At 46.5% G+C, this 22,495-nt stretch carries 14 protein-coding genes; 6 read left to right on the top strand and 8 right to left on the bottom strand.

Annotated features, from left to right (window positions below; translation table 11 throughout):
* Window positions 1-494: 494 nt before the first annotated feature.
* A complete protein-coding gene (locus tag C8N47_RS13430) occupies window positions 495-1,040 on the bottom strand; it encodes an RNA polymerase sigma-70 factor (RefSeq protein WP_107823087.1) in 546 nt (181 codons plus the stop codon).
* A gap of 473 nt (window positions 1,041-1,513) precedes the next feature.
* Between C8N47_RS13430 and C8N47_RS13425 the strand changes: the two genes are divergently transcribed.
* The 6 genes from C8N47_RS13425 to C8N47_RS13400 all read left to right on the top strand — a co-directional run bounded on the left by C8N47_RS13425 (window position 1,514) and on the right by C8N47_RS13400 (window position 14,361).
* Window positions 1,514-2,275 (top strand): FecR family protein, encoded by a 762-nt coding sequence (locus tag C8N47_RS13425; protein ID WP_170111395.1) that lies wholly within the window; start codon window positions 1,514-1,516, stop codon window positions 2,273-2,275.
* Between the two features lie 135 nt (window positions 2,276-2,410).
* Complete coding sequence (locus C8N47_RS13420) at window positions 2,411-5,836, top strand: TonB-dependent receptor (RefSeq protein ID WP_211316138.1); 3,426 nt, start codon at window positions 2,411-2,413, stop codon at window positions 5,834-5,836.
* Between the two features lie 14 nt (window positions 5,837-5,850).
* The gene (locus tag C8N47_RS13415) at window positions 5,851-7,689 is read left to right on the top strand and encodes a RagB/SusD family nutrient uptake outer membrane protein (RefSeq protein WP_107823084.1); all 1,839 of its coding nucleotides are present in this window, start codon (window positions 5,851-5,853) and stop codon (window positions 7,687-7,689) included.
* Window positions 7,690-7,710: 21 nt separating this feature from the next.
* Entirely contained in the window at window positions 7,711-8,598 is an 888-nt protein-coding gene (locus tag C8N47_RS13410; RefSeq protein ID WP_107823083.1) for a discoidin domain-containing protein, read from the top strand.
* Window positions 8,599-8,736: 138 nt separating this feature from the next.
* Entirely contained in the window at window positions 8,737-11,625 is a 2,889-nt protein-coding gene (locus C8N47_RS13405) for a M60 family metallopeptidase (protein WP_107823082.1), read from the top strand.
* A 45-nt stretch (window positions 11,626-11,670) separates the two neighbouring features.
* Entirely contained in the window at window positions 11,671-14,361 is a 2,691-nt protein-coding gene (locus C8N47_RS13400) for a beta-N-acetylglucosaminidase domain-containing protein (RefSeq protein ID WP_107823081.1), read from the top strand.
* 156 nt (window positions 14,362-14,517) lie between these two features.
* Here C8N47_RS13400 and C8N47_RS13395 read toward each other — a convergent pair whose 3' ends face one another.
* The 7 genes from C8N47_RS13395 to nifK all read right to left on the bottom strand — a co-directional run bounded on the left by C8N47_RS13395 (window position 14,518) and on the right by nifK (window position 22,482).
* Window positions 14,518-14,925, bottom strand: coding sequence for a hypothetical protein (locus C8N47_RS13395; RefSeq protein ID WP_107823080.1), 408 nt, complete (start codon window positions 14,923-14,925; stop codon window positions 14,518-14,520).
* A gap of 41 nt (window positions 14,926-14,966) precedes the next feature.
* The gene (locus C8N47_RS13390; protein WP_107823079.1) at window positions 14,967-16,157 is read right to left on the bottom strand and encodes a homocitrate synthase/isopropylmalate synthase family protein; all 1,191 of its coding nucleotides are present in this window, start codon (window positions 16,155-16,157) and stop codon (window positions 14,967-14,969) included.
* Window positions 16,158-16,248: 91 nt separating this feature from the next.
* Window positions 16,249-16,554, bottom strand: coding sequence for a (2Fe-2S) ferredoxin domain-containing protein (locus tag C8N47_RS13385; RefSeq protein WP_107823078.1), 306 nt, complete (start codon window positions 16,552-16,554; stop codon window positions 16,249-16,251).
* A 138-nt stretch (window positions 16,555-16,692) separates the two neighbouring features.
* Window positions 16,693-17,952, bottom strand: a complete 1,260-nt coding sequence (gene nifB, locus C8N47_RS13380; protein WP_107823077.1) for a nitrogenase cofactor biosynthesis protein NifB — start codon at window positions 17,950-17,952, stop codon at window positions 16,693-16,695.
* Between the two features lie 68 nt (window positions 17,953-18,020).
* Window positions 18,021-19,430, bottom strand: a complete 1,410-nt coding sequence (locus tag C8N47_RS13375) for a nitrogenase component 1 (protein ID WP_107823076.1) — start codon at window positions 19,428-19,430, stop codon at window positions 18,021-18,023.
* Between the two features lie 112 nt (window positions 19,431-19,542).
* On the bottom strand, window positions 19,543-20,871 hold the full coding sequence (gene nifE / locus C8N47_RS13370) for a nitrogenase iron-molybdenum cofactor biosynthesis protein NifE (RefSeq protein ID WP_107823075.1): 1,329 nt from the start codon (window positions 20,869-20,871) through the stop codon (window positions 19,543-19,545).
* Window positions 20,872-21,099: 228 nt separating this feature from the next.
* The gene (gene nifK / locus C8N47_RS13365) at window positions 21,100-22,482 is read right to left on the bottom strand and encodes a nitrogenase molybdenum-iron protein subunit beta (RefSeq protein ID WP_107823074.1); all 1,383 of its coding nucleotides are present in this window, start codon (window positions 22,480-22,482) and stop codon (window positions 21,100-21,102) included.
* Between the last annotated feature and the right edge of the window lie 13 nt (window positions 22,483-22,495).

Genomic DNA, 22,495 nt, shown 5'->3' with positions numbered 1-22,495 from the left:
CTTTTCCAAATTCTTTTTAAAGATTTTTTCAAAGCTCTCGAATCCTCTAAAACCCTCACAGAACGCGGCTTCCGATTGCTTCGGCTTGTGTGCCGTTGTTTCTCAAAAGCGGATGCAAATATAGAGACTATTTTCTGCTTTGCAACACCTGATGTGAAGTTTTTTCGAAGTTCTCTCCGGCACAACCAACTTTAAAACTGACCCACAACGAATTAGGTCGATGTATTATTTTAACACGACAAAAACCTCTATGAATATTTATCCCCCAATACCCTCACCGATGCGAAATCCTCCATCCGGAACACAAAAAAACAAGCACAGCGCGAATGGCCCACCAGGCAGATCCAGAAAGCCACAACACCACAATCAATCTCCTTATGCACCCGGGCACCACTCCACTGGATCATTACAGAACAACAAACATATTTGTTAGGAATATATACAATCTACCCCGGCTGAGGCAGCGTATTGCTTATTAAGCGGCTTAGCCGCTTCTATAGCTTCATGTAAAACAACAAAAACAAACAAATGAACTCACGAAGGTAACTATTCATCGTCGCCAACGCTTTTGACATGTGGTATTCAATTGTTTTCACAGAGACGTTTAACTCCTGAGCTATTTGCTTGTAGGAAAGTCCAGAGGTTCGGCTGAGGGAGAAGATCCTCGCCGTTGTTTCCGACATCGACTCCAAGGCAGCTTCGACCTGCTTGTCTATTTCGTAAATCTCCAGGCCATTGAAATCAGGAGGAGCCTGCAGGGTGAGTAATTCCAAAACCTGAATCCTCGCCCCGGTCTTGCGCTCCTTTTTTAGGAGATCGAGACACTTATTGCGAACAGCTTTATATAACCACGCCCTACTTGCCTTCATGTCCGCAAACAGACGATGTCGCTCCCAATACTTCAACAATATATCCTGGACCACATCTTCACTTTGCTCAAAATCCTGCAAAAAACTGTTCGCAAAATGACACAACTCAGCAAAAAGGCAATCGAACACCTCCCGAAAATCCACAAAACCATTCTGCAACTCTTTTGCCACCTTCCATCTGTATTAAATTTGCAACTCCTTAAGTCCCCTTCTTATATATAAGTACATAACTGTTATTCTCCCTTCTTGTCAATCAACAAGTAAATGCCAAAAGACAGAATGAAACAGGTCGCAAAGAACAGCGAGGGAAAGATACGTGTACGTATGCCCCAAAAGCCATACGCCTAAGCGCTTTCCAAAAGTAAAAAAAAAAGCATTTTGGTTTAGGGTAGTTTCTTTTTTTGTCGTTTTAATAAGCATAGAAGCTCAAAAACATGGATAAAGATCTTTTTAATAATTTTATATCAGGAAATAGCAACGACGAGGAAAACCAGCAACTGTTGGATCAGCTCAATCGTTCTCCCGAGAAACTAAATGCAGCCCGGAAATCTTACTTCGGAATCGTGCATTTACTCGGATCTTCGCCGAACAAAATCTGGCTGAACTCCCGTTTTCAACACCTACAACAAAAGCAGCGTCGCCGGATGTTATTTTTAAAAACAAGCAAAATCGCGGCATTCTTGATTCTTGCTGCTTTTGTAGGAGGAATATTAACCTGGATACATAAAACACCGGAAACATTAAAGTGGACGACCATAACATTGCAGCGCGGAGAATGTCGTGTAATCATTTTGCCCGACAGCTCCCAAGTGCAACTAGCTCCGGCTTCAACCCTTAGCTACCCGCTTCACTTTGGTAAAGAACAACGGGAGGTACATCTGGACGGAGAGGCTTATTTCGATGTTCGGAAAGATCGCCAAAAACCGTTTATCGTCAGTACACAATCCAGCAGGCTGGAAGTGACGGGAACCAGCTTCAACATGAGTAGCTACTCATCCGATGATCAAGATGTGATTATGCTTGTTGAAGGCGGTGTAAAGCTGAACTTCTTTGACCAAGCAGGCGCACAAACAGGCCAAATAGAGCTAAAGCCTTACCAAAAGGCCGTTTATGACAAAGTCAGCCAAGAGGTCACCGATAGCCGTTTCCGAGATTCCGATCTCAATGATTGGTCTCACAGAAAGCTTTCGTTCCGTAACGAGCGCTTTGTTGATCTGGCAAAGACCTTGGAGCGATATTACGACGTAGATATTATTTTCAAAAACAAAGCTCTACAGGAAATCCTGTTGAATGGTGATTTCGAAAAAGAAACCCTCATCGATATCCTGGAGACCATAAAACTGCTAACACCATTTAGTTACCAATTAGATACCTCAACCAATACAATCTATTTATCAGCCTTATAATCCGAAAAAGCCACGGGGACCAGGCTACCCCAATAAAAAAACGGATCATGTTGCCGCATGATCCGAAAAAAACAAACGCGTTCTTCGCAAACAAAGACACTACGTAAATTTTTAATTTAAACACTGACCAAAAGTATGAAAAAAACAACATTTGGCCATGCTCCATCCAAACGACCATGGCCACCCAGATGGTTTGTAATTATGAAAATGACCTTTTTCTTAATCTTGACCAACATCATTTTTGCGACAGCCAGCGAAAGCTACTCTCAAGTTCAGAAGCTAACCCTGAATGCACGAGATATAACTCTGAATGAAGCATTCAGTATGATTCGCTCTTCGTCGCATTATAAAATTCTGTATAAATCGGAAGATGTTGATTTGTCAAAAAAATTCAATCTCAACTTCAATGATGCCTCAATAGAGGAAGTAATGAACTACTTGTTGACCAATAACAGCTTGTCCTATACAATACGAGAAGATCAAGTTGTTGTTCATCAGAATGCAACACCCAATGTAGACCAGCAAGCAACCCGGGCAATCAAAGGAAAAGTAGTTGATAATGGGGGAGTTCCGGTACCGGGAGTAAGTGTTTTTATCAAAGGTACGACTATCGGAACGGTGACTGATGCGGACGGTAATTATACGATCAACGCCGGACGAGGAGCAACCCTGGTCTTCTCCTTTGTGGGTATGCAATCGCAAGAAATTGTAATTGCCGACCAACAGGTTGTGAATATCACCTTGAAGGACGAAACCTTAGGACTGGATGAAGTAACCGTTGTTGGCTACGGAACGCAGCGCAAGGTAAGTATTGTTGGTTCGGTACAGTCTATTGAACCGGAAATACTGAAAGTTCCTTCCAGTAACATTTCAACCTCATTCGCGGGAAAACTAGCGGGTGTAATCGCGTTCCAACGCACCGGAGAACCAGGTGCTGACGGAGCAAGCTTCTACATCCGAGGTATTTCAACCTTTAGTGGTGCAACGAATCCCCTCATCATTGTCGACGGAGTAGAGGTTTCTTCAGGCGACCTAAACTCCCTTCCACCGGAAGTTATCGAAAGCTTCTCGATCCTGAAAGATGCCACGGCAACTGCTCTTTACGGAACACGCGGTGCCAACGGGGTGATGATTGTTACAACAAAAAGTGGTAAGGATATGGACAAAGTAAAGGTGAATGTACGTGTTGAAAACTCCATTTCAACGCCGACTTCAGTTCCCGAATTTGTTGATGGGCCAACCTTCATGGAGATGTATAACGAAGCTGTTATCGGACGTAGCACCGGTGATATTCCGTACGAGCAAAGCAAAATTGATGCAACACGCCAGGGCCTAAACCCTTACCTATATCCCAATGTTGACTGGTACAACGAGCTTTTCAAGGATTATACAATGAACCAAAGTGCCAACGTTAGCCTATTGGGCGGAGGTAAAAAGATGGACTATTTCATGAACGTTTCGGCCAACATAGATAACGGAATCCTGAAAAAGTTTAACATCAACTCGTACGACAATAATGTTAAAGTGAAGCGTTATACTTTCCAAAATAACATCAATGCCTACTTAACACCATCGACCCGTGTATCATTACGCTTGAACACGCAGCTTCGCGACTACCACGGCCCCTCGATTGGAGCACAGGACGTTTTTGCATTGACCATGGAAGCCAACCCCGTTGACTTCCCAATCATGTGGCCAACCGAGATGATTCCTACTTCATTTGGGAACGACGGCGTGCTCGATCACATCGCATTCGGCGGTAAATCAGGAGGTCGCTTTAACGATGGCTACCGCAATCCATTTGCAGAAATGGTAAAAGGTTACAGCGATGGCTTTCAAAGTACAGTAATTGCAACACTTGATGGCGAACAAAAGCTCGACTTTGTGACTAAAGGACTGACTTTTCGGGCTATGGCATCATTCAAAAACTGGAGTAATACAACTGTTACCCGCTCCGGAGGTGTCAACCAATACACGGCATCTAACATCAGTGAAAACGGCGAAGGCGGCTACGATTACGATTTTGAGCTGGTTGGGAACGTTCAATCCGCAACATTGGGCACAAGCACCGGCACCTCTGGCGACCGTTCGCTTTACTTCCAAACACAATTCCAATACGATCGCACATTCGACGTGCATAACGTATCCGGGATGTTGTTGTACACACAAGACGAGTACATGGTAAACAATCCCGACGGATTAATTTCGTCCTTGCCACAACGCACCCAAGGCATTGCTGGTCGTGCAACCTATGGCTACGACGACCGCTACCTTTTTGAGGTCAACTTTGGTTACAACGGGAGTGAAAACTTTGCCAAAGGAAAACGTTTTGGCTTTTTTCCTTCAGCCGCAGTTGGCTACGTTGTGAGTAACGAAAAATTCTGGGATCCAGTGAAAGACGTTATTTCATGGTTGAAGTTACGCGCCTCATGGGGTAAAGTAGGTAACGACCAAATTGGCGGCGAACGCTTTGTTTACTTATCCGATATCGACCTGAGCGGCTCGGGCTACACCACCGGCATCGACCAAAACTACACAAGAAGCGGTCCAGTTTACAATCGGTACGAAAACAGAGACATTTCTTGGGAGATCGGTACGAAGTTAAATATGGGACTTGACCTGCGATTGTTTGACAAAATCAACGTGGTTGCCGACTTTTATAAAGAAACGCGAGATGGAATCTTTCTGGCTCGTCAGGTTATCCCAACCTCATTTGGTACCGATGGAACAAATATCTTCGGAAACCTGGGGAAAGTGGAGAACAAAGGTTTTGACATTGCCATCGATGTGAACCACAAATTTTCAAACGACTTCTCGATGCAATTCAAAAGTACCTTCACCTATGCCCGCAACAAAGTACTTGAAAAGGACGAACCCAAATTCAGTAAATATCCGAACTTGTCGGGTGTGGGGCAGCCGGTGAACACCTTATGGGGCTACCAAGCAGAACGCCTGTTCATTGACGAGGCTGAAATTGAGAATAGCCCGACACAGCAACTTGGGGGGACGGTCCTGCCTGGCGATATTAAATACACCAACATTACTGCCGACATTGATGGTCTGGACTTGGTCAACAGTGATGACCGCATCCCGATGGGACATCCAACGGTTCCCGAAATCGTTTATGGTTTTGGCCCTTCATTCCAGTACAAAAAACTGGACTTCTCATTCTACTTCCAGGGAGTAGCACACACGTCATTCTTCATCAATGGCTTCCATCCATTCGGAACAAGCAGCATCCGCAATGTACTTAGTTTCATTGCAGACGACTACTGGAGTGTAGAAGACCAAAACGTGTATGCAGCGTATCCTCGTCTAAGCAAACTGGATCACCCCAACAACACCGCCAATTCATCTTACTGGTTGCGTAACGGTGCTTTCCTCAAGCTTAAAAACCTGGAAGTTGGGTATACTCATAAATTCATGCGTTTTTACGTGAGTGGTATGAACTTGCTGACTTTCTCCAAGTTCGACCTTTGGGATCCTGAAATGGGAGGCGGAAATGGCCTGAAATATCCGACACAACGCGTATTCAATATTGGTATTCAAATGTCATTGTAAAAAGAATCGGAATTATGAACGTATTTAAACAACTTATAGCCCTGGTGTTGGTGGTCGCCTTTGCAGGCTGTACCGATTATCTGGACGTAGTGCCGGATGAGCGACCAACCGAAGCCGACGCATTTAAAAACATTTATGCGGCCGAAAACTTCTTGTACTCCTGTTACAGTTATATCCCGAACCCGCGATCAGGAACCGGATCGATCGATTTTATGACCGCCGACGAAGTAGTTACGGCATTCGAGCACGAAACTTTTGCCAACTTTCCAAAAGGAAATTTCACCGCTTCGAACCCGGTTATTTCATATTGGAACACCTTATTTAAGGGCATTCGTCAATGTTACTTGCTCATTGACGGCATTGATCAAACCCCGGGATTAAGTGACCAAAACAAAACCCTGTACAAAGCAGAAGCGAAGTTCCTAATTGCCTACTATCACTTCTTGCTGGCGCGCAACTACGGTCCAACGATCATTGTTGACGGAGTTGCTGATATCAATACGCCCTTTGAGGACTTTCCCTCGCGTGCGCACTTTGACGATGTGATTGATTTTATCGCCAAAACATTCGACGAAGCTGCCGCCGAACTGCCAGTAAGATATTCGTCAACCTCCGCCTATGGACGCGCAACCAGCATTGCAGCAAAAGCCTTAAAGGCCAGAGCGCTCTTAATGGCAGCCTCGCCCTTGTTTAACGGTGGAGGAGAAGACCAAACCAGTTTCTACACCGACTTTAAAGACGAGGAAGGAAACCTGCTGATTAGCACCACCTACAACCCTGAAAAGTGGAAAAGAGCAGCCGATGCAGCCAGCGAGGCCATTCAACTGGCTGAAGCCAATGGACATGCGTTATATTCGTACAACGAATCGTTGGGCGAAACCTATCCATTGGATGAAACCTTACGCGATCTACGTTATACCTTCATCGACCGCTATAGTCAAGAACTGCTTTGGGCAGATACTCGAAATGAAGGCACCTATGAGTTGCAAAACAAGTCAACTCCCTTTATCCAGGGGCGGGCATGGAATGGTGTTGCTCCAACGCTGACAATGGTCGAATCGTTTTACACCGAAAATGGCTTACCAATAGACGTAGACCCAAATTTTGACTACGATAACCGGTATGCTATTGCCACGGGGCCAAACGGTACAACCCTAAACCTAAACCTACACCGTGAACCGCGTTTTGATGCATGGGTGGGATACCACAACAGCTATTACGAAATTATCCGCGACGTCGATGGCGAAGTGGTGGAACAAATCAAAACCCAGTTTCGAAAAAATGATAACTGTGGGATCAATGGTCGCAGCAACAACTATACCCCTACGGGCTATTTGAACAAAAAAGGTGTTCACCCTAAATTGGAACAACCTACTTTAATGGCTCCATCTCAACAATATCCATGGCCTGTTATTCGGCTGGCAGATTTGTACCTGATATATGCTGAAGCGCTAATCGAGTACGGCAGTGCGACTGAATTTGCAACGGCTAAGGAATACATCGATCGAGTTCGCACACGTGCGGGGATCCCAACAATTGATGAAGCCTGGGGGGTTGTTGGCGGAGCCTCAACTAAAGAAACACTACGCCGTATTGTTCGTGACGAACGCACTATTGAGCTATATCTGGAAAACCAACGCTTCTGGGATTTAAGACGCTGGATGATTGCTGAAGACTATTTGGGCGTACAAGCCAAAGGTATGAACATTCAGGGCGCCACGGACGATGAGTTCTTCCGCGTAACCACAGTTCCCTTCCAGCGCCAGTTTCGTTCGCCTGCTTTTTACCTGATGCCTATCCCGCAATCAGAAATTAACAAAAACGAAAAATTGGTTCAAAACCCTGGGTATTAATTAATTTTTAACGATTAGACTATGAGAAAAATATTTTCACTAATCCTGTCATCCCTGCTACTAACAACGATAGTAAGCTGTAGTGACGATGACAATGACAACAGCTATTCTCAGCCGTCGATGATAAGCGATATCTCTGTCGAGCCGAGAGTTGGAGGAGTATTGGTCAGCTGGACTATTCCGAATGATTCTAACTATTTCTACGTCCAAACCCGTTACGAAAAAAACGGACGGACAATCAATACCAATTCAAGTATCTACACCGACAGTGTTTTGATCAGTGGATTGCTGAATAAGTACGAATACACCTTTGACCTGCAAACATTCAACCAGGCTTTGGTTGGCAGCAATACGGTAACCACAGAATTGGTTCGTCCAATTCGTCGCGCCCTGGATATAACCTATGATATCGAAAACAAAACAGCACTGGATGTAACTGCCGATATGATCGACACCTATACTCAGGAAAGCAGCGAGGGCCCAAAAGAAAACTTACTGGATGGTAATATCAATACTTATTGGCATAGCGCCTGGTCGTCGGGAGTAGCTCCGCTACCACACTACATTCAAGTCAATTTTGCCGAGCCGACCAAACTCGGCGGCATGAATTACACCTTCCGCCAAAGCGGAGATGTTAACGGACGCCCCAGTCAATTTGACTTACAGGTCAGCGAAGACGGCACGAGCTGGGAAACCGTGTGGATTTCCCAGGACAACCTCCCAACAGCGCCTGTTGACGAAGTGAAGACCCTAACCTTTGGTAAAAATCACGAGTCTCGTTACTTCCGTATCCGGATTCTGAAAAACCCGGGAATGAAAACCTATACTCACCTTAGTGGAATTGAACTGTTCACAATGGGAGAACGAGTGGTAGATCTGGAAGAAGAAGCTGAAAATGACTATAAGTAATCGGCTAGCCGAAATCGAAACCAACTCATGAATACCTCAACGGCAGGTTCCAGGTTAGCCTGACCTGCCGTTTTCTTTTTTCCTATTTCCCATCACAAATACGTATTAGCCCGGATTCATAAATTTAAACTTATAAAAATGCACAAACACAGATTATCCCACCTCATAACGGGGCTCATCCTACTGCTTTTCATGTCTTGCAGCAAGGATTCTGAAGTTTCTTCGCCCACTCCAGTTCTTGAAATTGAAGCAAGTAAGCTTGACCTTGGCTTTATGCCGCAAGCTGGCTCGTCGATCATTAATATAAATACGAACGCCGAGGAACTTCAAGTACAAAGTACCGCAAGCTGGTGTAACGTATCCTACGACAGCCAGCTAAAAAAACTCAGCATTTCAGTCGATGAAAATGCCGCCCTCGAATCACGCACTGCAACCGTCAAAGTTTCACACGCCACCGAGAGCAAGAAAATCAATGTGATGCAATTCGGTATCGAACCATCGATCTTTATCACGCGGGATAGCCTGATCACGGACTTCCGCTCCAAAACGGTTACTGTAGAACTATACTCCAATGTAACAGTACAAGCCAACAGCAACGTTGACTGGATAGAACAAAGCCCGACACAAAAATCCGTCTCTATTGATCCGGTGAAATACAGCTTCAATTTCGATATTTCGGCCCTCTCCGGTGCCGACGTTCGCGAAGGCCTTATATTGTTCAACCAGGATGAAGGCGACCTGGTTGACACCTTGCTGGTTAAACAATTGATTGTGGTTTCAAGCGATTACATCCCCGAAACATCAGAGTCTTTCGAAAAAGATCAAAAATTAACCGTGCTCCAAGCATCACTCACTCCAGCCGACAAGTACCAAAGCGGACAGGACATATCCAATACGCTGGACGGAGAAGTGAGCACTCTCTATCACTCGCCTTGGGGAGGAATGACTCCTCAAACTGAAATTACTCTGGAATATACTTTTGATCCTGAAACCTCGCCAGTAATGAACTACTTGGTACTGAAACCTCGTACATCCGGCGCAAACGGCATCATCAAAACAGGATCCGTGTGGGTCACAACAGCAGAAAACGGCAATTATGAAAAAGTTGCAGATATCGAAGCACCAAACAGCAACAACCCACTTGTAATCAGCCTATCTTCCCCTATACTAAACCCTCTTTCCGTCAAGATTATCGTAACCGACAGCTACACGCACGACGCTGGCAAATACTACGTATCGCTAGCTGAATTTGAAGCCTACGAAAGTAAATCGGTTAATGCTGTAGCTGAAGATGCTGCATACTTCACCGACGACAGCTTCTCAGAACTGGAACCGGGCACAACCCTGGAAGATATCGTCCAAATCAAAAATCAATTTCTACAAAACATTGCTGCCTATTTGCTTGCTGGGAAATACCCCGCTGAATTTCGAATCCAGGAATACGAGCCCTTCCGACCGGTAGGCGAACTAGCGGCCGAACTAAAAACCAGCAGCTATAGCCAGTTCGAAAATCCAACCGGTATTTACTTTACCGAAGGGCAGGATGCCATTCTGTTTGTTGCCGGCGAGATTGGCAATAACATTCAACTTCGTGTCAAGAATTTCGGCCCCTCAGGCGACGACCATTCATACCCTCTGAAAAAAGGCTTGAATGTACTGACCATGGAAGGTCAGGGCAACGGCTATATCAGCTATTTCAACAGCAACTTCGAAAACCTACCTAACGTAAAAATACACATCGCTTCCGGAAAAGTAAACGGCTATTTCGACATCAACCGCCACAATAACGAAGATGGGCGCCATCTACTTGAAAATGCGGTGAGCGAAATTATGGATATTAAAGGAGAACGCGTACAACTGGCCTACAGCGTAAATTCACTAAAAAACAACTGCCTTAACAGTCTCTATGATCTGACGATCATCTACGACAGCATCGTGAGTAATCAGCAAACCCTGATGGGCTTACGCAAATACGACAGGCTGCCCAAAAACCACCTACTGGGTCGTGTAATTTGGGATGGATACATGCATGCCGACGGCTGGGGTGCAGCCTTTCATGACAACACGATGAATACCATTGCCAATCCGGATATTTTGAGGACCAGCATTTGGGGACCCGCACATGAGTTTGGACATGTTAACCAAACGCGCCCGGGATTGGTATGGGTCGGGACCACTGAGGTTACCAATAACCTTTTTTCGTCCTGGATCCAATACAATTACACGCCCGGAAGTATGCGACTGGAACATGAAAATGTAGGAGGCGCAATCGGAGGACGTTTCAACAACTACTTCTACGATGCGTTCATTAACAGGTATGAGTGGGGATTGCAATCCGGACCGAACGCGACTTACGGGCCAAACAGCGACGGTGCGTGGGGAGGCGATGTATTTGTTTCATTGGTTCCTCTTTGGCAACTTCAACTCTTCTTTCATGTAGCTGGCGAAGGAAACGACTGGCACCGTCCCTTCTTTTATGGAGATGTATTTGAAGCTGTTAGAAACACCGATGAAACGTCACTGACACAAGGAGAATTGCAACTGAATTTTGTGAAGAATGTCTGCGATGCCGTCCAATTCGATTTGACAGATTTTTTCACCAACATTGGCATGCTAAAGGAAGTGGACAAACTTTTCGGCGACTACAGCAGTCGTCAAAAAACGATTACCACAGCAATGATTGAAGAAACGATCAACTATATCAGCAAATACCCGAAACCGGCTTGTGCCCAAACCATTCAATACATCTCGGTTAACAACCTCAATGCTTACCAAAACCAACTTCCGGTGCAAGGCAGCTACGGGCAGGGCATCAACGAACTATCCGATGCCATTCGGATCAATCATTCGGTATGGAAGAATGTGGTTGTTTTTGAAACGTACTCGGGCAATGAGCTTTCACGCCTAACCATGACCGGTAGCGGAGATGCCAGCAACTCGTCGACCACCGTACCATTCCCGGATGGAGCAAGCCGGATTGAAGCTGTTGCGTTCGATGGTACACGTACTTTAGTTTACGGTCAGTAATGGCAAACTTTTTGCTATTGGGTGCTGACTAAATCAACACAAATCATGATGCTAAAACAATGTTCCGCTTTATTAATTAGCCTTCAGCTATTCCTTTATTCTCCAACCAGTACACTGGCAGAACAGGCTGTTGATAAACAGGACCAATCAACTATTCCGGAGCAATCCGGATCTGGCGCAACATCCCCCGTGACAATTCACGCGGGGATGCTGCTCCCGCTTCAGAATTCGACAACTGTGGAAGTAAAGAGGGCAAACACAATTCTCCGACAAGTCTACCCCATCCCTCAACAGATGATCCAAAGCGAGGAGCTGATCATTTCCCGGAAAGGAGAAACAAACTGGCACCAAAGCCAACAAGTTGCCGCCTCTACGAAACAACAGCTAAAAAAGTTGATCGATGGCTACAACCTAGAGATCCGTATTCTGCTGGGCGAGGAAGCTCAAGAGGCATATCCGAAACAGCTTCCGAAAGTCCCCGAAAGTTACGTTCTACACGTCAGTAAAGCCGGGATTTCTATCGCGGCAAACGACCAGACCGGTATCTTTTATGCCGTTCAGAGTTTACGCCAGTTAGTTCGCCGGCAAGCTGAGGAACTCAGCCTCCCGATCACCGATCTGACTGATTGGCCTGATGTACCCTTTCGGGGGACGGTAGAAGGTTTCTACGGAAAGCCCTGGAGCCATGCTGCCCGCCTCGCTCAACTCGATTTCTACGGTCGTAATAAATTAAACACCTACATCTACGGCCCCAAAGACGACCCGTATCATGGTTTTTCGACCCAATGGCGCGAGCCCTATCCAGCTCAAAAAGCAGTTCAAATAAGTGAGCTGGCAGAAAAAGCCCGCCAAAACCAGGTGAATTTTGTGTGGGCTGTTCATCCGGGGCGCGACATCCACTGGACAGACAATGATCATGATGGGCTTATTGACGATTTCGTGGCCTGTTTACACAAATTTGAATTGATGTATAAGTTGGGCATCAGGTCATTCGCCGTATTTTTCGACGATATCAGCGGGGAAGGAACCGATGCCAATCGCCAAGCGGAGTTGATGAATTACCTGAATGCAAACTTTGTGCGTAAAAAGCCCGATGTCACACCACTTATTATGTGCCCTACGCAATATAACCGGGCATGGTCTAGCGGTGATTACCTGACTATTCTGGGCGATAAGCTGGATCAGGACATTGCCATTATGTGGACCGGAAATTCGGTCTGTGCCGATATCACTCGCGAAGGGCTGGACTGGATTAACCGGCAAATAAAACGTAAAGCATTCATCTGGTGGAACTGGCCGGTTAGCGACTATGTGCGTACGCGGTTACTTCTTGGCCCTGCATACGGGCTGGACGTGAATAATAAGGGAACACTTTCGGGCTTTGTGTCCAACCCAATGGATAAGCCCGAAGCCTCCAAGATTGGCCTGTTTGGTGTTGCCGACTACTGCTGGAATATGCATGGCTATAAATCTCAAAGCTCCTGGGAAGCGGGAATCCGGTATCTTTTTCCGGAACTTTGGAGCGAGATGCAACTATTTGCAGAGCACAACAGTGACCAAGGGCCAAATTCGCACGGTTACCGACGCGAGGAATCTGCCCGAATACAGCCCTATACCCAAAAAGCGCTTGCTGAATGGACAAGCAATCAGCGCATCTCCGGGAGTGTACTGGATACACTGAGTAATGAATTTCGCACCATTGCGGGAGCTGCGGAAATTCTACTTACACGTCTGCCTGAAATCAATCCGGCACTTCATGAAGAATTAGAGTATTGGCTCGCTTGCTTCGAATCACTGGGAATTGCGGGAGAAGCCGCGCTTCAACTAGGCTCTGCAGAGCTGAGCGAGGATCAGCTTTTTGCACTGAGCAATCAGGTATTTGCGCAATTCCGGAATATGGAACACTACAGTTTCCTGCAAAAGCAGAAAGGGGCTCCCGACCGATGGGCGCAGGGCTGCGTAAGCGGTGGGACTGTTTTGATGCCTTTTATTGAACAACTATTCGAACAAACAGCCCCCGTACAACTCCCACGCCTGACCGGCCAAACTGCGGGCTTGCCGCAAAAAGCCGCAGAGGAATCGTACCGTTTCTTGAGTTCCGTAAAATCCTTGCAGTCTGCACCGGTGATACGCGAAGGTAAATTCGTTCGCATCCAACCCATGCTCGAAGTTATTAAACTCGCGCCCGGCGATTACATCGGAATAGTACTTCCTCAAGGTATTTACGCCAACTACATTCACCTGGAACTGGAAAATGAGCAAGCTTGCCTTCTCGGCGAAGTACAGGTCTCGTCGAACGGCACCGACTGGCAGAAACATGAAATGCAGTGCGAGGGTTCGGAACTTCAAAATCGAATCTCGGTGGACGAAAAACGGCGCTACGTTCGCTTTCAGAACAAGTCTGACAAAACACTCGAACTGAAAATCAATCGGTTTAAGGTTGACATTCCTGAAAACTCCCGCATCAACTCCAAGCAAGCACTTTCTGACGGAGATCTGTTTAGCTACTATGAATTTTCGGCAAGTACAACCGAATATCGTATGCAGTGCCCCGATGAGAAATCAGGACGTCAGGTTCGCATTGTTGGCGAAACTTCCGGCATACAACTGGTATTTACCGATGGCGCCCGGGCGGCTTATGATGAAACCCCACAGCCAACAAGCAAAAATATCCGCAGTATAGCAGTCGAGACCCACAACAAACCGGTTCGCATACACGAAATAATCTGGGAATAGAAAAATGACCTCGGCGCAAACCGAAGGCGCAAAATATCAGCAAAAAAAAGGTATCTGTACGGCAAAGAGCCTACAGATACCTGCAATATACTATTTCGATGTTTGGTTAATACCAGATACATCTGCCTTTCAGCCTTTTACTAATGGTTCTCCCTCTTACTTGGCGGATTCCTCATGGCGGGGAACCTCCAAAAGAGTCTCGGTCCACGCCTTTACCTGCTCTAAGAAATCAACCAAACGCAGCAAATCCTGCTCGTCGGGTTCTTTCATTTCGAGCACCTCAAGCGAGCACATATTCATGAACCGGTTAAAGAAGCGCGACTCGTCGGTAAAGGATTCCGGCACATCGTATTTCTTTTTCAACTCGCGGATCATATAAGATATACTTGAGTGCTCCGGCAAGAAACCATCCTTCATCATTGCGGCTGTCAGAAAACTCTCGAGCGACAAACCGATGAGGTTATAATACACGGCACTTCCCAATTTCTTTCCTTTTCTAATTCCGCCAACCGTCGTTTTATAGTAGGACAAGCCTTCGTTGTAATATCCACACCATTCTTCCATAACTACTCTATTTAAGTGTTCATCTCCAATGTCTTTTTCAATTATTTCGAATCGTTGATCGCCGCATTCATTATAATTGCGGCTTCTTCGTAATCGAACGCACGCTTAGCTCGCTGTGCTGCAGCCTTCATCGACTGAAGGGCATCGGCCAATTGTTCCTTTGCCAGATCGATGCCTTTCGACTTCAGAAAGTGGTTGATTCCACCAGCTCCGGAATGCTTTCCGAACACCAACTCAGTCTTGCGCCCGAATAATTCGGGCTTGAAGGCCTGGTAGCTCATTTCGTCGTTCACCAGGCTACGGCAATGAATGCCCGACTCGTGACGACAAATCATTTCGCCGACGATTGGTTTTGAGTCGTGCAATTTTCGCAACGATGCAGCTTCAACAACGTGACAAAGCTCTTGCAAGCGATCCAACCGGATACCACAATCACTATTCGCCGAAAGCTTCATTGCGGCGACAACTTCTTCCAAACAGGCATTTCCGGCTCGCTCTCCCAGGCCATTTACGGTTAAACTGGCCGACTGGCATCCTGCCAATGCTGCCGAAACCGTGTTTGCGGTTGCCATTCCTAGATCGTTATGCCCGTGAAATTCGAATTCAACAGCCGGGAACAAACCAGTCAGCCACGAAAAGAATTCCATGGTCGACAAGGGGTTCAATGTTCCCACGGTATCGGCAATCCGAATTCGATGAGCCCCTTCAGCCAAACAAGCTTCAATAAATTCTTTCAGAAATGTTCGATCTGCCCTCGAAGCATCCTGGGCACCAACGGCTACAAAGTCGAAACGCTGGTGAGCAAATGCCATCATCGGTTTTACCCGGTCCATTACCCACGAACGGCTTTTACCGATAGCCGCCTGTTGGATATCGGAAACCGGAAATGAGATGTTCATTCGGGAACACCCTGTTTTTTCGGTTGCAACCATATCTTCCTCGGTTGCCCTCCCCCAGCAAGTGGATGAGAAATTAAAACCGGCATTTACAATTTCCCGAATAACCATTTGCTCGCATTCCCCCATAATTGGCGTACCAACTTCAAGCTCTTGAACGCCCGCATCATTTAAAAGAGCGGCAATTTTCAGCTTTTCATCAAAACTAAAAACAACTCCGGGAGCTTGTTCGCCGTCCCGGAGTGTTGTATCAATTATATGGAGAGAAGCCCCTCTAGATCGTCCTGAAGTTGCCGGAGCGACTTCAGGACGATAAATACGGTTAGAGTCGATCATTTTACAAGCATTTATAATGTCAATTTAAAATGAGACCATTATATCCTTTAGGTCATCTTATTACTCCCCGATGGGGAGCTGTGGAGAGGCCTTATTCCGAAATCAAATATTCCTCAACTGCCCCACCGTCTTCCAAGGCATCCAGAATTTCGTCGATGCGCTCTTCTGTGATTCCGCCGTACCAATAGTTACTGGGTTGAATAACCATAACCGGCCCTTGCGAACAAACATTCAAACAAGCGGTAGACGAAACAGCTACATCCAATCCACGGTCGTTACATTCTTCCATAATATATTGAATGAAATCGGCAGCACCGTTTTTGTTACAATAGCCTTTGGCGTCGCCGGCAACCCGATACGAGTTGCAAACTAAAATGTGATAATCAGGTTTTTTCATAATAGAGCCTTCCCCATCCCTCCCGTTGGGAGGAGCTGGATTTTTAGTTAATAATTTGATTTATTTTTTATACTTAAATTTCGAATTTTATGCGACTTCTCTTTCTCTTTCCCCAATGGGAAAGGACGGGATGGGGCCTCACCCGCAGCCGGTTCCGCTTCCCGAACATTCGGCTCCGCAACGGAATACATCTGCTTTTTTAACGGTTTTCAGCTGTTTGCCTTTATAAATTGCATCCAGGCCATCGTCAATCAAACCAGTCATTTCGACAATTTGGATCCCGGAGCGTCCGATAATTGATGACGGCGAAGGTCCAATTCCCCCCACCAACAGGGCACGACAGTCGTTCAATGCTTTGCCCAATGCTTCCCACCGTACATTTCCGGTTCCTGACGGCGGTGTTCGGCGCTTCTCCACCATCCGGTATCCCGATGGTGTTTCTTTATAGATATATAGGTAGTCAGCCTCGCCCAGGTGCTGATTGACCAACAAGCCCTCGTGACTTGCTACAGCGATGTGAGGGCGGCTTTCGTCGGCTGTTACCGACATGGTTGCAACATCGTTTAAGATTTTTGCAGCTTCCGGATCGTCTTTCCCCAGCAGCCCAACAGCATCGGCGCGACAGCGGGCACAGTGCGTCATGGGCTTAATATACTTTGCAATATCGGCGCGAATCAACTTCATCATAGCTGGCGAGGGTTCGGTCAGATCCTCGAAGGGAGTGCCTTCAACCGGATACAGCGGGATGGTGTTCATTAGGTCGGCACCAAGCTCTTTGGCCTGCTTCGCGATGTCGCCAATCAGATGATCGTTGATACCGGGGATGACGATCGTGTTGATTTTCACCGTGATGTTGTACTTTTTTAGTAGTTTGATGGCTTCCAGTTGCTTTTCCAACAAAACTTTTGCCCCTTCGACTCCCACATAACCACGTTTATCCAGGCGCACCCATTTGTAAATACTTTTGGTCACATCAGGATCGAAGGCATTCATGGTAATGGTCACGTGGCTTACTTTCAGCTCGGCCAATTCATCCACATAAGGGGCAACATTCAACCCGTTCGACGACAAACAAAGGATCATTTCCGGGAATTCTTTGCGAATCAAACGCAGAGTTGTCATCGTCTCTACCGGATTGGCAAACGGGTCGCCGGGGCCGGCAATTCCCACAACCGAGAGGTGAGGCATTTTTTCTTTCAGCTTCACCAGGTAAGTCAGCGCTTGTTCGGGCGACAATACTTTACTTGTCACACCCGGGCGGCTTTCGTTTACACAGTCGTAATCGCGTTTACAATAATTACATTGAATATTACATTTTGGTGCAACCGGCAAGTGTACCCGGGCATATTTTCCTTTAGCGTCGATGCTAAAACAAGGGTGTTTTTCAATATCAATCATAGCGTTTGGTTTTAGGGGCTATTATTGAGGTTTTCACTTGGAGTGAAGCCATCAATCTGCAACCCGGGTTACATATATTTATAGCCGACCGGCGAATGGTCTTGTTTATATTGAATCATGGCGTTGACAACCTGGTCGAACAACTCCTGCGTGCCTGCATAGCCCAGATGCTTGATGCGCTGTCCGCCAATGCGGTCATGAATCGGGAAACCGCAGCGCACGATGGGTACTTCCAGCTCGCGAGCGATGTAATAGGCTTTACTGTTGCCGACCAGCAGATCGGGTTTATTTTCCTGACACCACTCCTTAATTTTTTCGTAGTCGAACATGTTTTTAGCCAGGATTTGCTCACCGCGTTCGGGGCAATTGGCTTTAATTTGGTCGGCCAGGCGTCCACTCTCGCCACCGGTTGCCGCCAAAATCACGTCAACGCCAATTTCATCGAGGAAAGTTGTCATGGCTACTACAAAATCTTCTTCACCATAAACCACTGCTTTCTTTCCGAAGATGTATTTATGTCCATCGGCATAAGAGTCGATCAAACGGCCACGCTCGCCTTTGTAACGGGCAGGCATTTCTTTACCGCTGATTTCCGCCAGTGCTTTGTAGAAGCGATCGGTATTTTTCACGCCAATTGGTAAAGGCATTCGGTAATTTTTCACGCCAAACTCATTCTGCAGATATTCGGCTCCTGTGGCCGATAAGCGGGTATTTTTCACACGACCCGATAGCGCTCCCGAGTTCAGAATGGTACCAAATTCGACTGAAGCCGCCGCGGACCCGCAAGTCTCGATGGCGCTAACCGGAGTTCCTCCTTCAGGAATACGCTTGTAAGATTCCCAGATTGGGTTGTCCAGCGTTTCGGAATAATCGGGCAGCATCACGAATTCAATACCGTAATCCTTCAGTAAATATTTGAGTTGACGTAAATCTTCGGTCGATACAAATCCGGGGAATATGTTCAGGTGGGTTCCTTTTTCGCCGCCTTTTGCAAAAGCTTTAATGGCAGCACCAACAGCTTCATGGAATCCATCCATGTGCGACCCCTGGTAACTGGGCGTTGATGCTGTTACGAAAGCAGGAAGATCTTTCAGTTCTGAATTCCTTTTATAATCGTGAACATACATTTTCACGTCGTCGCCAATCGTTTCGGACAAACAAGTGGTTGTAAGAGCCACCACTTCGGGCTTATATTGGCTAATGACATTGGTGATTGCCCTGTCGCAGTTGGCACCTCCTCCGAAAACAGTTGCTTCTTCGGTAAAGTTTGAGGATGCAATATCAACCGGTTCTTTAAAGTGGCTGATCAGGTAGCGACGAATGTAAGTGGCACAGCCCTGCGAACCATGAATAATTGGTACGCAGCCCCGGATCCCTTTGAAAGCAACACTGGCACCAAGCGGAGCACAAAGCTTACAGGCATTTCGGGTAGCTGTAAATTCTTTTGTCGATTTTATAATCGGTGCATTTTCAAACATGTTCTTCAAGTTTTAATGTTAAAACTGTCATTGATTGTCAATAATAGTCATTCGGTTGTCATTGATCGCAGCAACTATTGACGCGAAGCAAATGACAATAAATGACCTTTTTTTATTTCATGAATTGCCAAACCGGGCTGCAAACCGAGGCGTAAACCTCTTTGGCGAAGTTGAGCATGCCCTCATATCCCGCGAGAGCTTCTTTCCGTTCGTGGTTGTGATCGCAGAAACCAAGTCCGAGTTTGTAGGCAATTGGTCTTTCTTTTACACCACCGATGAACAGGTCGGCTCCGGTTTGTTTTACAAATTCAGAGAGTTCGTTCGGATTGGAGTCATCGCAAATGATGGTTCCATCGTCACACATATCTTTCAATAGGTTGTAGTCGTCAGAATTTCCAGTTTGTGAACCAACCACAACCGTCTTCATACCAAGCAGGCGAAGGGCTTTCACCAATGAAATTGCTTTAAAGGCTCCTCCGACATAAATCGCTGCTTTTTTGCCTTCCAGCTTCTCCCGATATTGGGCCAATTGCGGCAACAACTTACTGATCTCTTCAGTTACCAGCTTCCGTGCTTTTTCCATCATCTCGTCCGACTTGAAGAACTTAGCCACTTCGTAAAGGGCATCACTCATATCTTCAATTCCGAAATAAGAGACCTTCATGAACGGAATGCCGTACTTTTCTTTCATTTCTTTTGCCAGGCCAATCATGGAGCCTGAGCACTGAACGACGTTTAATTTTGCGGTGTGGGCTTTCCGGATATCATCAACACGACCATCGCCGGTCATGGCACCAACCAGGTTCACCCCCATCTTCTTGTAGTATTCAGCCAACATCCAGAGTTCGCCAGCCAGGTTGAAATCTCCGAGAATGTTAATACTATGTTCCGGCGCCTGGTAGGTTGTATCCGTTCCTATCAATTTAGATAACGCACCGCAAGCAATTTTATAGCCGTCCTTTTTTGTTCCGTTAAATCCTTCTGACATTACCGGGATTACATCGATGCCGGTTTCGCGTGTCACCCGCCGACACACAGCCTCAACATCATCTCCAATCACCCCGACAATACAGGTGGCATATACAAAAGCGCCTTTCGGCTTGTAGGTTTCAATTAAACTGATCAAAGCTTTGTACAAGCGTTCTTCACCACCGAAGACAACTTCTTTTTCTTTCAGATCAGTTGTAAAACTTAATCGGTGAATTTGCGGTCCTGACGACAACGCTCCGCGAATATCCCAGGTGTAAGCAGCACAGCCTACCGGCCCGTGGATGAGGTGAAGCGCATCGGCAATTGGGTAAAGAACTACCCGCGAGCCGCAAAAAACACATGCCCGTTGACTGACCGAACCGGCCACACTGGCTTTCCCGCATGCTATTGTTGCATCATCTTTTCCTTTGGTAAGGATCTGATTTTGTCTGTCGTTAATAAATGTGTCCATGGTGTTTTCTTTTTAGTAAATGAAAGGGAGGCTGCGGGTTGCCTCCCCTCACATTTTGACATTATGAAGAACATATTATAAAGGGATGCCTCCCTGAATCCTTCGATTGGCTGAAGAGAAGGATATATTTTGCGGAATTCGATCAAGCGTTGTCGTTGTTCTCGTTGTTACCGTTGTTGTCGGTCAACCCGACAACTTCGACAACGACCTGATAACTTCCGGGTTCAATTACATCTGCAGTTCAACTTTTTCTTCCGGACAAGTTGCATCGATTTTATCCATCATTGCGTCGAGGATTTTCTCAACAATACGGATAGCTCCCATGTAACCAACTGTTGGGAAGTAGTTGTGTCCCTGACGGTCAAGAATCGGGAATCCCATGCGAACGAAGGGTGTTTGCTCGTCGCGGGCGATATACTTGCCATACGTGTTACCAATGATCAGATCAACGCCTTCTTCTTTAATCCACTGGTGCATCAGGAACATATCGGCCTGAGGACCGTTTTTGAACTTCGCTTCAGGAACCCGCTCCGAGAGAATGGCTTCAGCTTTCTTGGTGAAAGCCTTTCCGGGAGTACCCGACACGATGTATACCGGTTTCATATCCAGGTCGACCAAAAACTCGATCAAGGGAAGAATGTTATCCGGATCACCAAAAACAGCCACTCGTTTGCCGTAGAAATACTGGTGCATGTCGGTGATCATATCAACCAGACGACCGCGTTCGGCAGTGATTTCTTCCGGAACTGACACTTTACCTGCTTTCGACAAAGCCTGAATAAAACGGTCGGTAGCGCGAAGCCCAACAGGGATATCGATGGATTCGAACGGAACTTTGCATTTGTTATCCAAAGCGATCGCTGCTTTTTGGGTAGCCCACTCGCCCATCGCAATGGTGCTCATGCTATCGCCCATGCTAACCATCTCGGCGATTGTTGTACCACCTTTGGGATACATGGAGTACGAACCAGTCATGGGCGTATCCAGCACATCGGACGTATCGGGCAGCAGAACAGATTTCACTTTCATCTGGCCGGCGATTCTTCTCAGCTCGCGCATATCGGAAGGCTCAACCCAACCCGACAACAAATTCACTTGTCTTTTCTTTTCGTCGGTCTTTTCGGGAAAATACTTCACAAATGCTTCCAGCATGTTGGCGTAACCCGTTACGTGCGAACCAACATAACTTGGTGTTGGAGCCTGAATAACGTGTTTCCCGGCGGGAATCCGTCCATCGTCGCCTGCTTTGGCCACAATTTGTCCCAGGTCATCGCCAATGGTTTCCGACAAGCAAGTTGAATGAACGGCGATAATTTCCGGTTCGTAGATCTGAAAAATATTATCGATGGCGGTTAACAGGTTGGCTTGTCCCCCGAATACAGAAGCACCTTCGGTAAACGACGAAGTGGATGCCATAACCGGCTCTTTATAGTGACGCGTCAGGGCGCTTCGGTGATATGAGCAACAACCTTGCGAACCGTGACTGTGTGGCAAACAACCGTGAACACCTAATGCGGCATACATTGCACCTACCGGCTGGCAGGTTTTCGCGGGGTTAACCGTTAGCGCGTTGCGCTCTTTTACTTTATCTGTTGTATGTCGTAGTAACATGATTTTTCCTCCT

It is taken from the genome of Mangrovibacterium marinum (genome assembly GCF_003046625.1).
GTDB classification, from domain to species: Bacteria; Bacteroidota; Bacteroidia; order Bacteroidales; family Prolixibacteraceae; genus Mangrovibacterium; species Mangrovibacterium marinum.
This window is presented reverse-complemented; position numbering and strand designations above follow the sequence as displayed.

What these genes read in the sequence shown, in the direction of transcription:
- C8N47_RS13425 (WP_170111395.1), top strand. Translation starts at nt 1,514, where the DNA reads ATGTTATTTTTAAAAACAAGCAAAATCGCGGCATTCTTGATTCTTGCT.
- C8N47_RS13420 (WP_211316138.1), top strand. Translation starts at nt 2,411, where the DNA reads ATGAAAAAAACAACATTTGGCCATGCTCCATCCAAACGACCATGGCCA.
- C8N47_RS13415 (WP_107823084.1), top strand. Translation starts at nt 5,851, where the DNA reads ATGAACGTATTTAAACAACTTATAGCCCTGGTGTTGGTGGTCGCCTTT.
- C8N47_RS13410 (WP_107823083.1), top strand. Translation starts at nt 7,711, where the DNA reads ATGAGAAAAATATTTTCACTAATCCTGTCATCCCTGCTACTAACAACG.
- C8N47_RS13405 (WP_107823082.1), top strand. Translation starts at nt 8,737, where the DNA reads ATGCACAAACACAGATTATCCCACCTCATAACGGGGCTCATCCTACTG.
- C8N47_RS13400 (WP_107823081.1), top strand. Translation starts at nt 11,671, where the DNA reads ATGATGCTAAAACAATGTTCCGCTTTATTAATTAGCCTTCAGCTATTC.
- C8N47_RS13395 (WP_107823080.1), bottom strand. Translation starts at nt 14,925, where the DNA reads ATGGAAGAATGGTGTGGATATTACAACGAAGGCTTGTCCTACTATAAA.
- C8N47_RS13390 (WP_107823079.1), bottom strand. Translation starts at nt 16,157, where the DNA reads ATGATCGACTCTAACCGTATTTATCGTCCTGAAGTCGCTCCGGCAACT.
- C8N47_RS13385 (WP_107823078.1), bottom strand. Translation starts at nt 16,554, where the DNA reads ATGAAAAAACCTGATTATCACATTTTAGTTTGCAACTCGTATCGGGTT.
- nifB (WP_107823077.1), bottom strand. Translation starts at nt 17,952, where the DNA reads ATGATTGATATTGAAAAACACCCTTGTTTTAGCATCGACGCTAAAGGA.
- C8N47_RS13375 (WP_107823076.1), bottom strand. Translation starts at nt 19,430, where the DNA reads ATGTTTGAAAATGCACCGATTATAAAATCGACAAAAGAATTTACAGCT.
- nifE (WP_107823075.1), bottom strand. Translation starts at nt 20,871, where the DNA reads ATGGACACATTTATTAACGACAGACAAAATCAGATCCTTACCAAAGGA.
- nifK (WP_107823074.1), bottom strand. Translation starts at nt 22,482, where the DNA reads ATGTTACTACGACATACAACAGATAAAGTAAAAGAGCGCAACGCGCTA.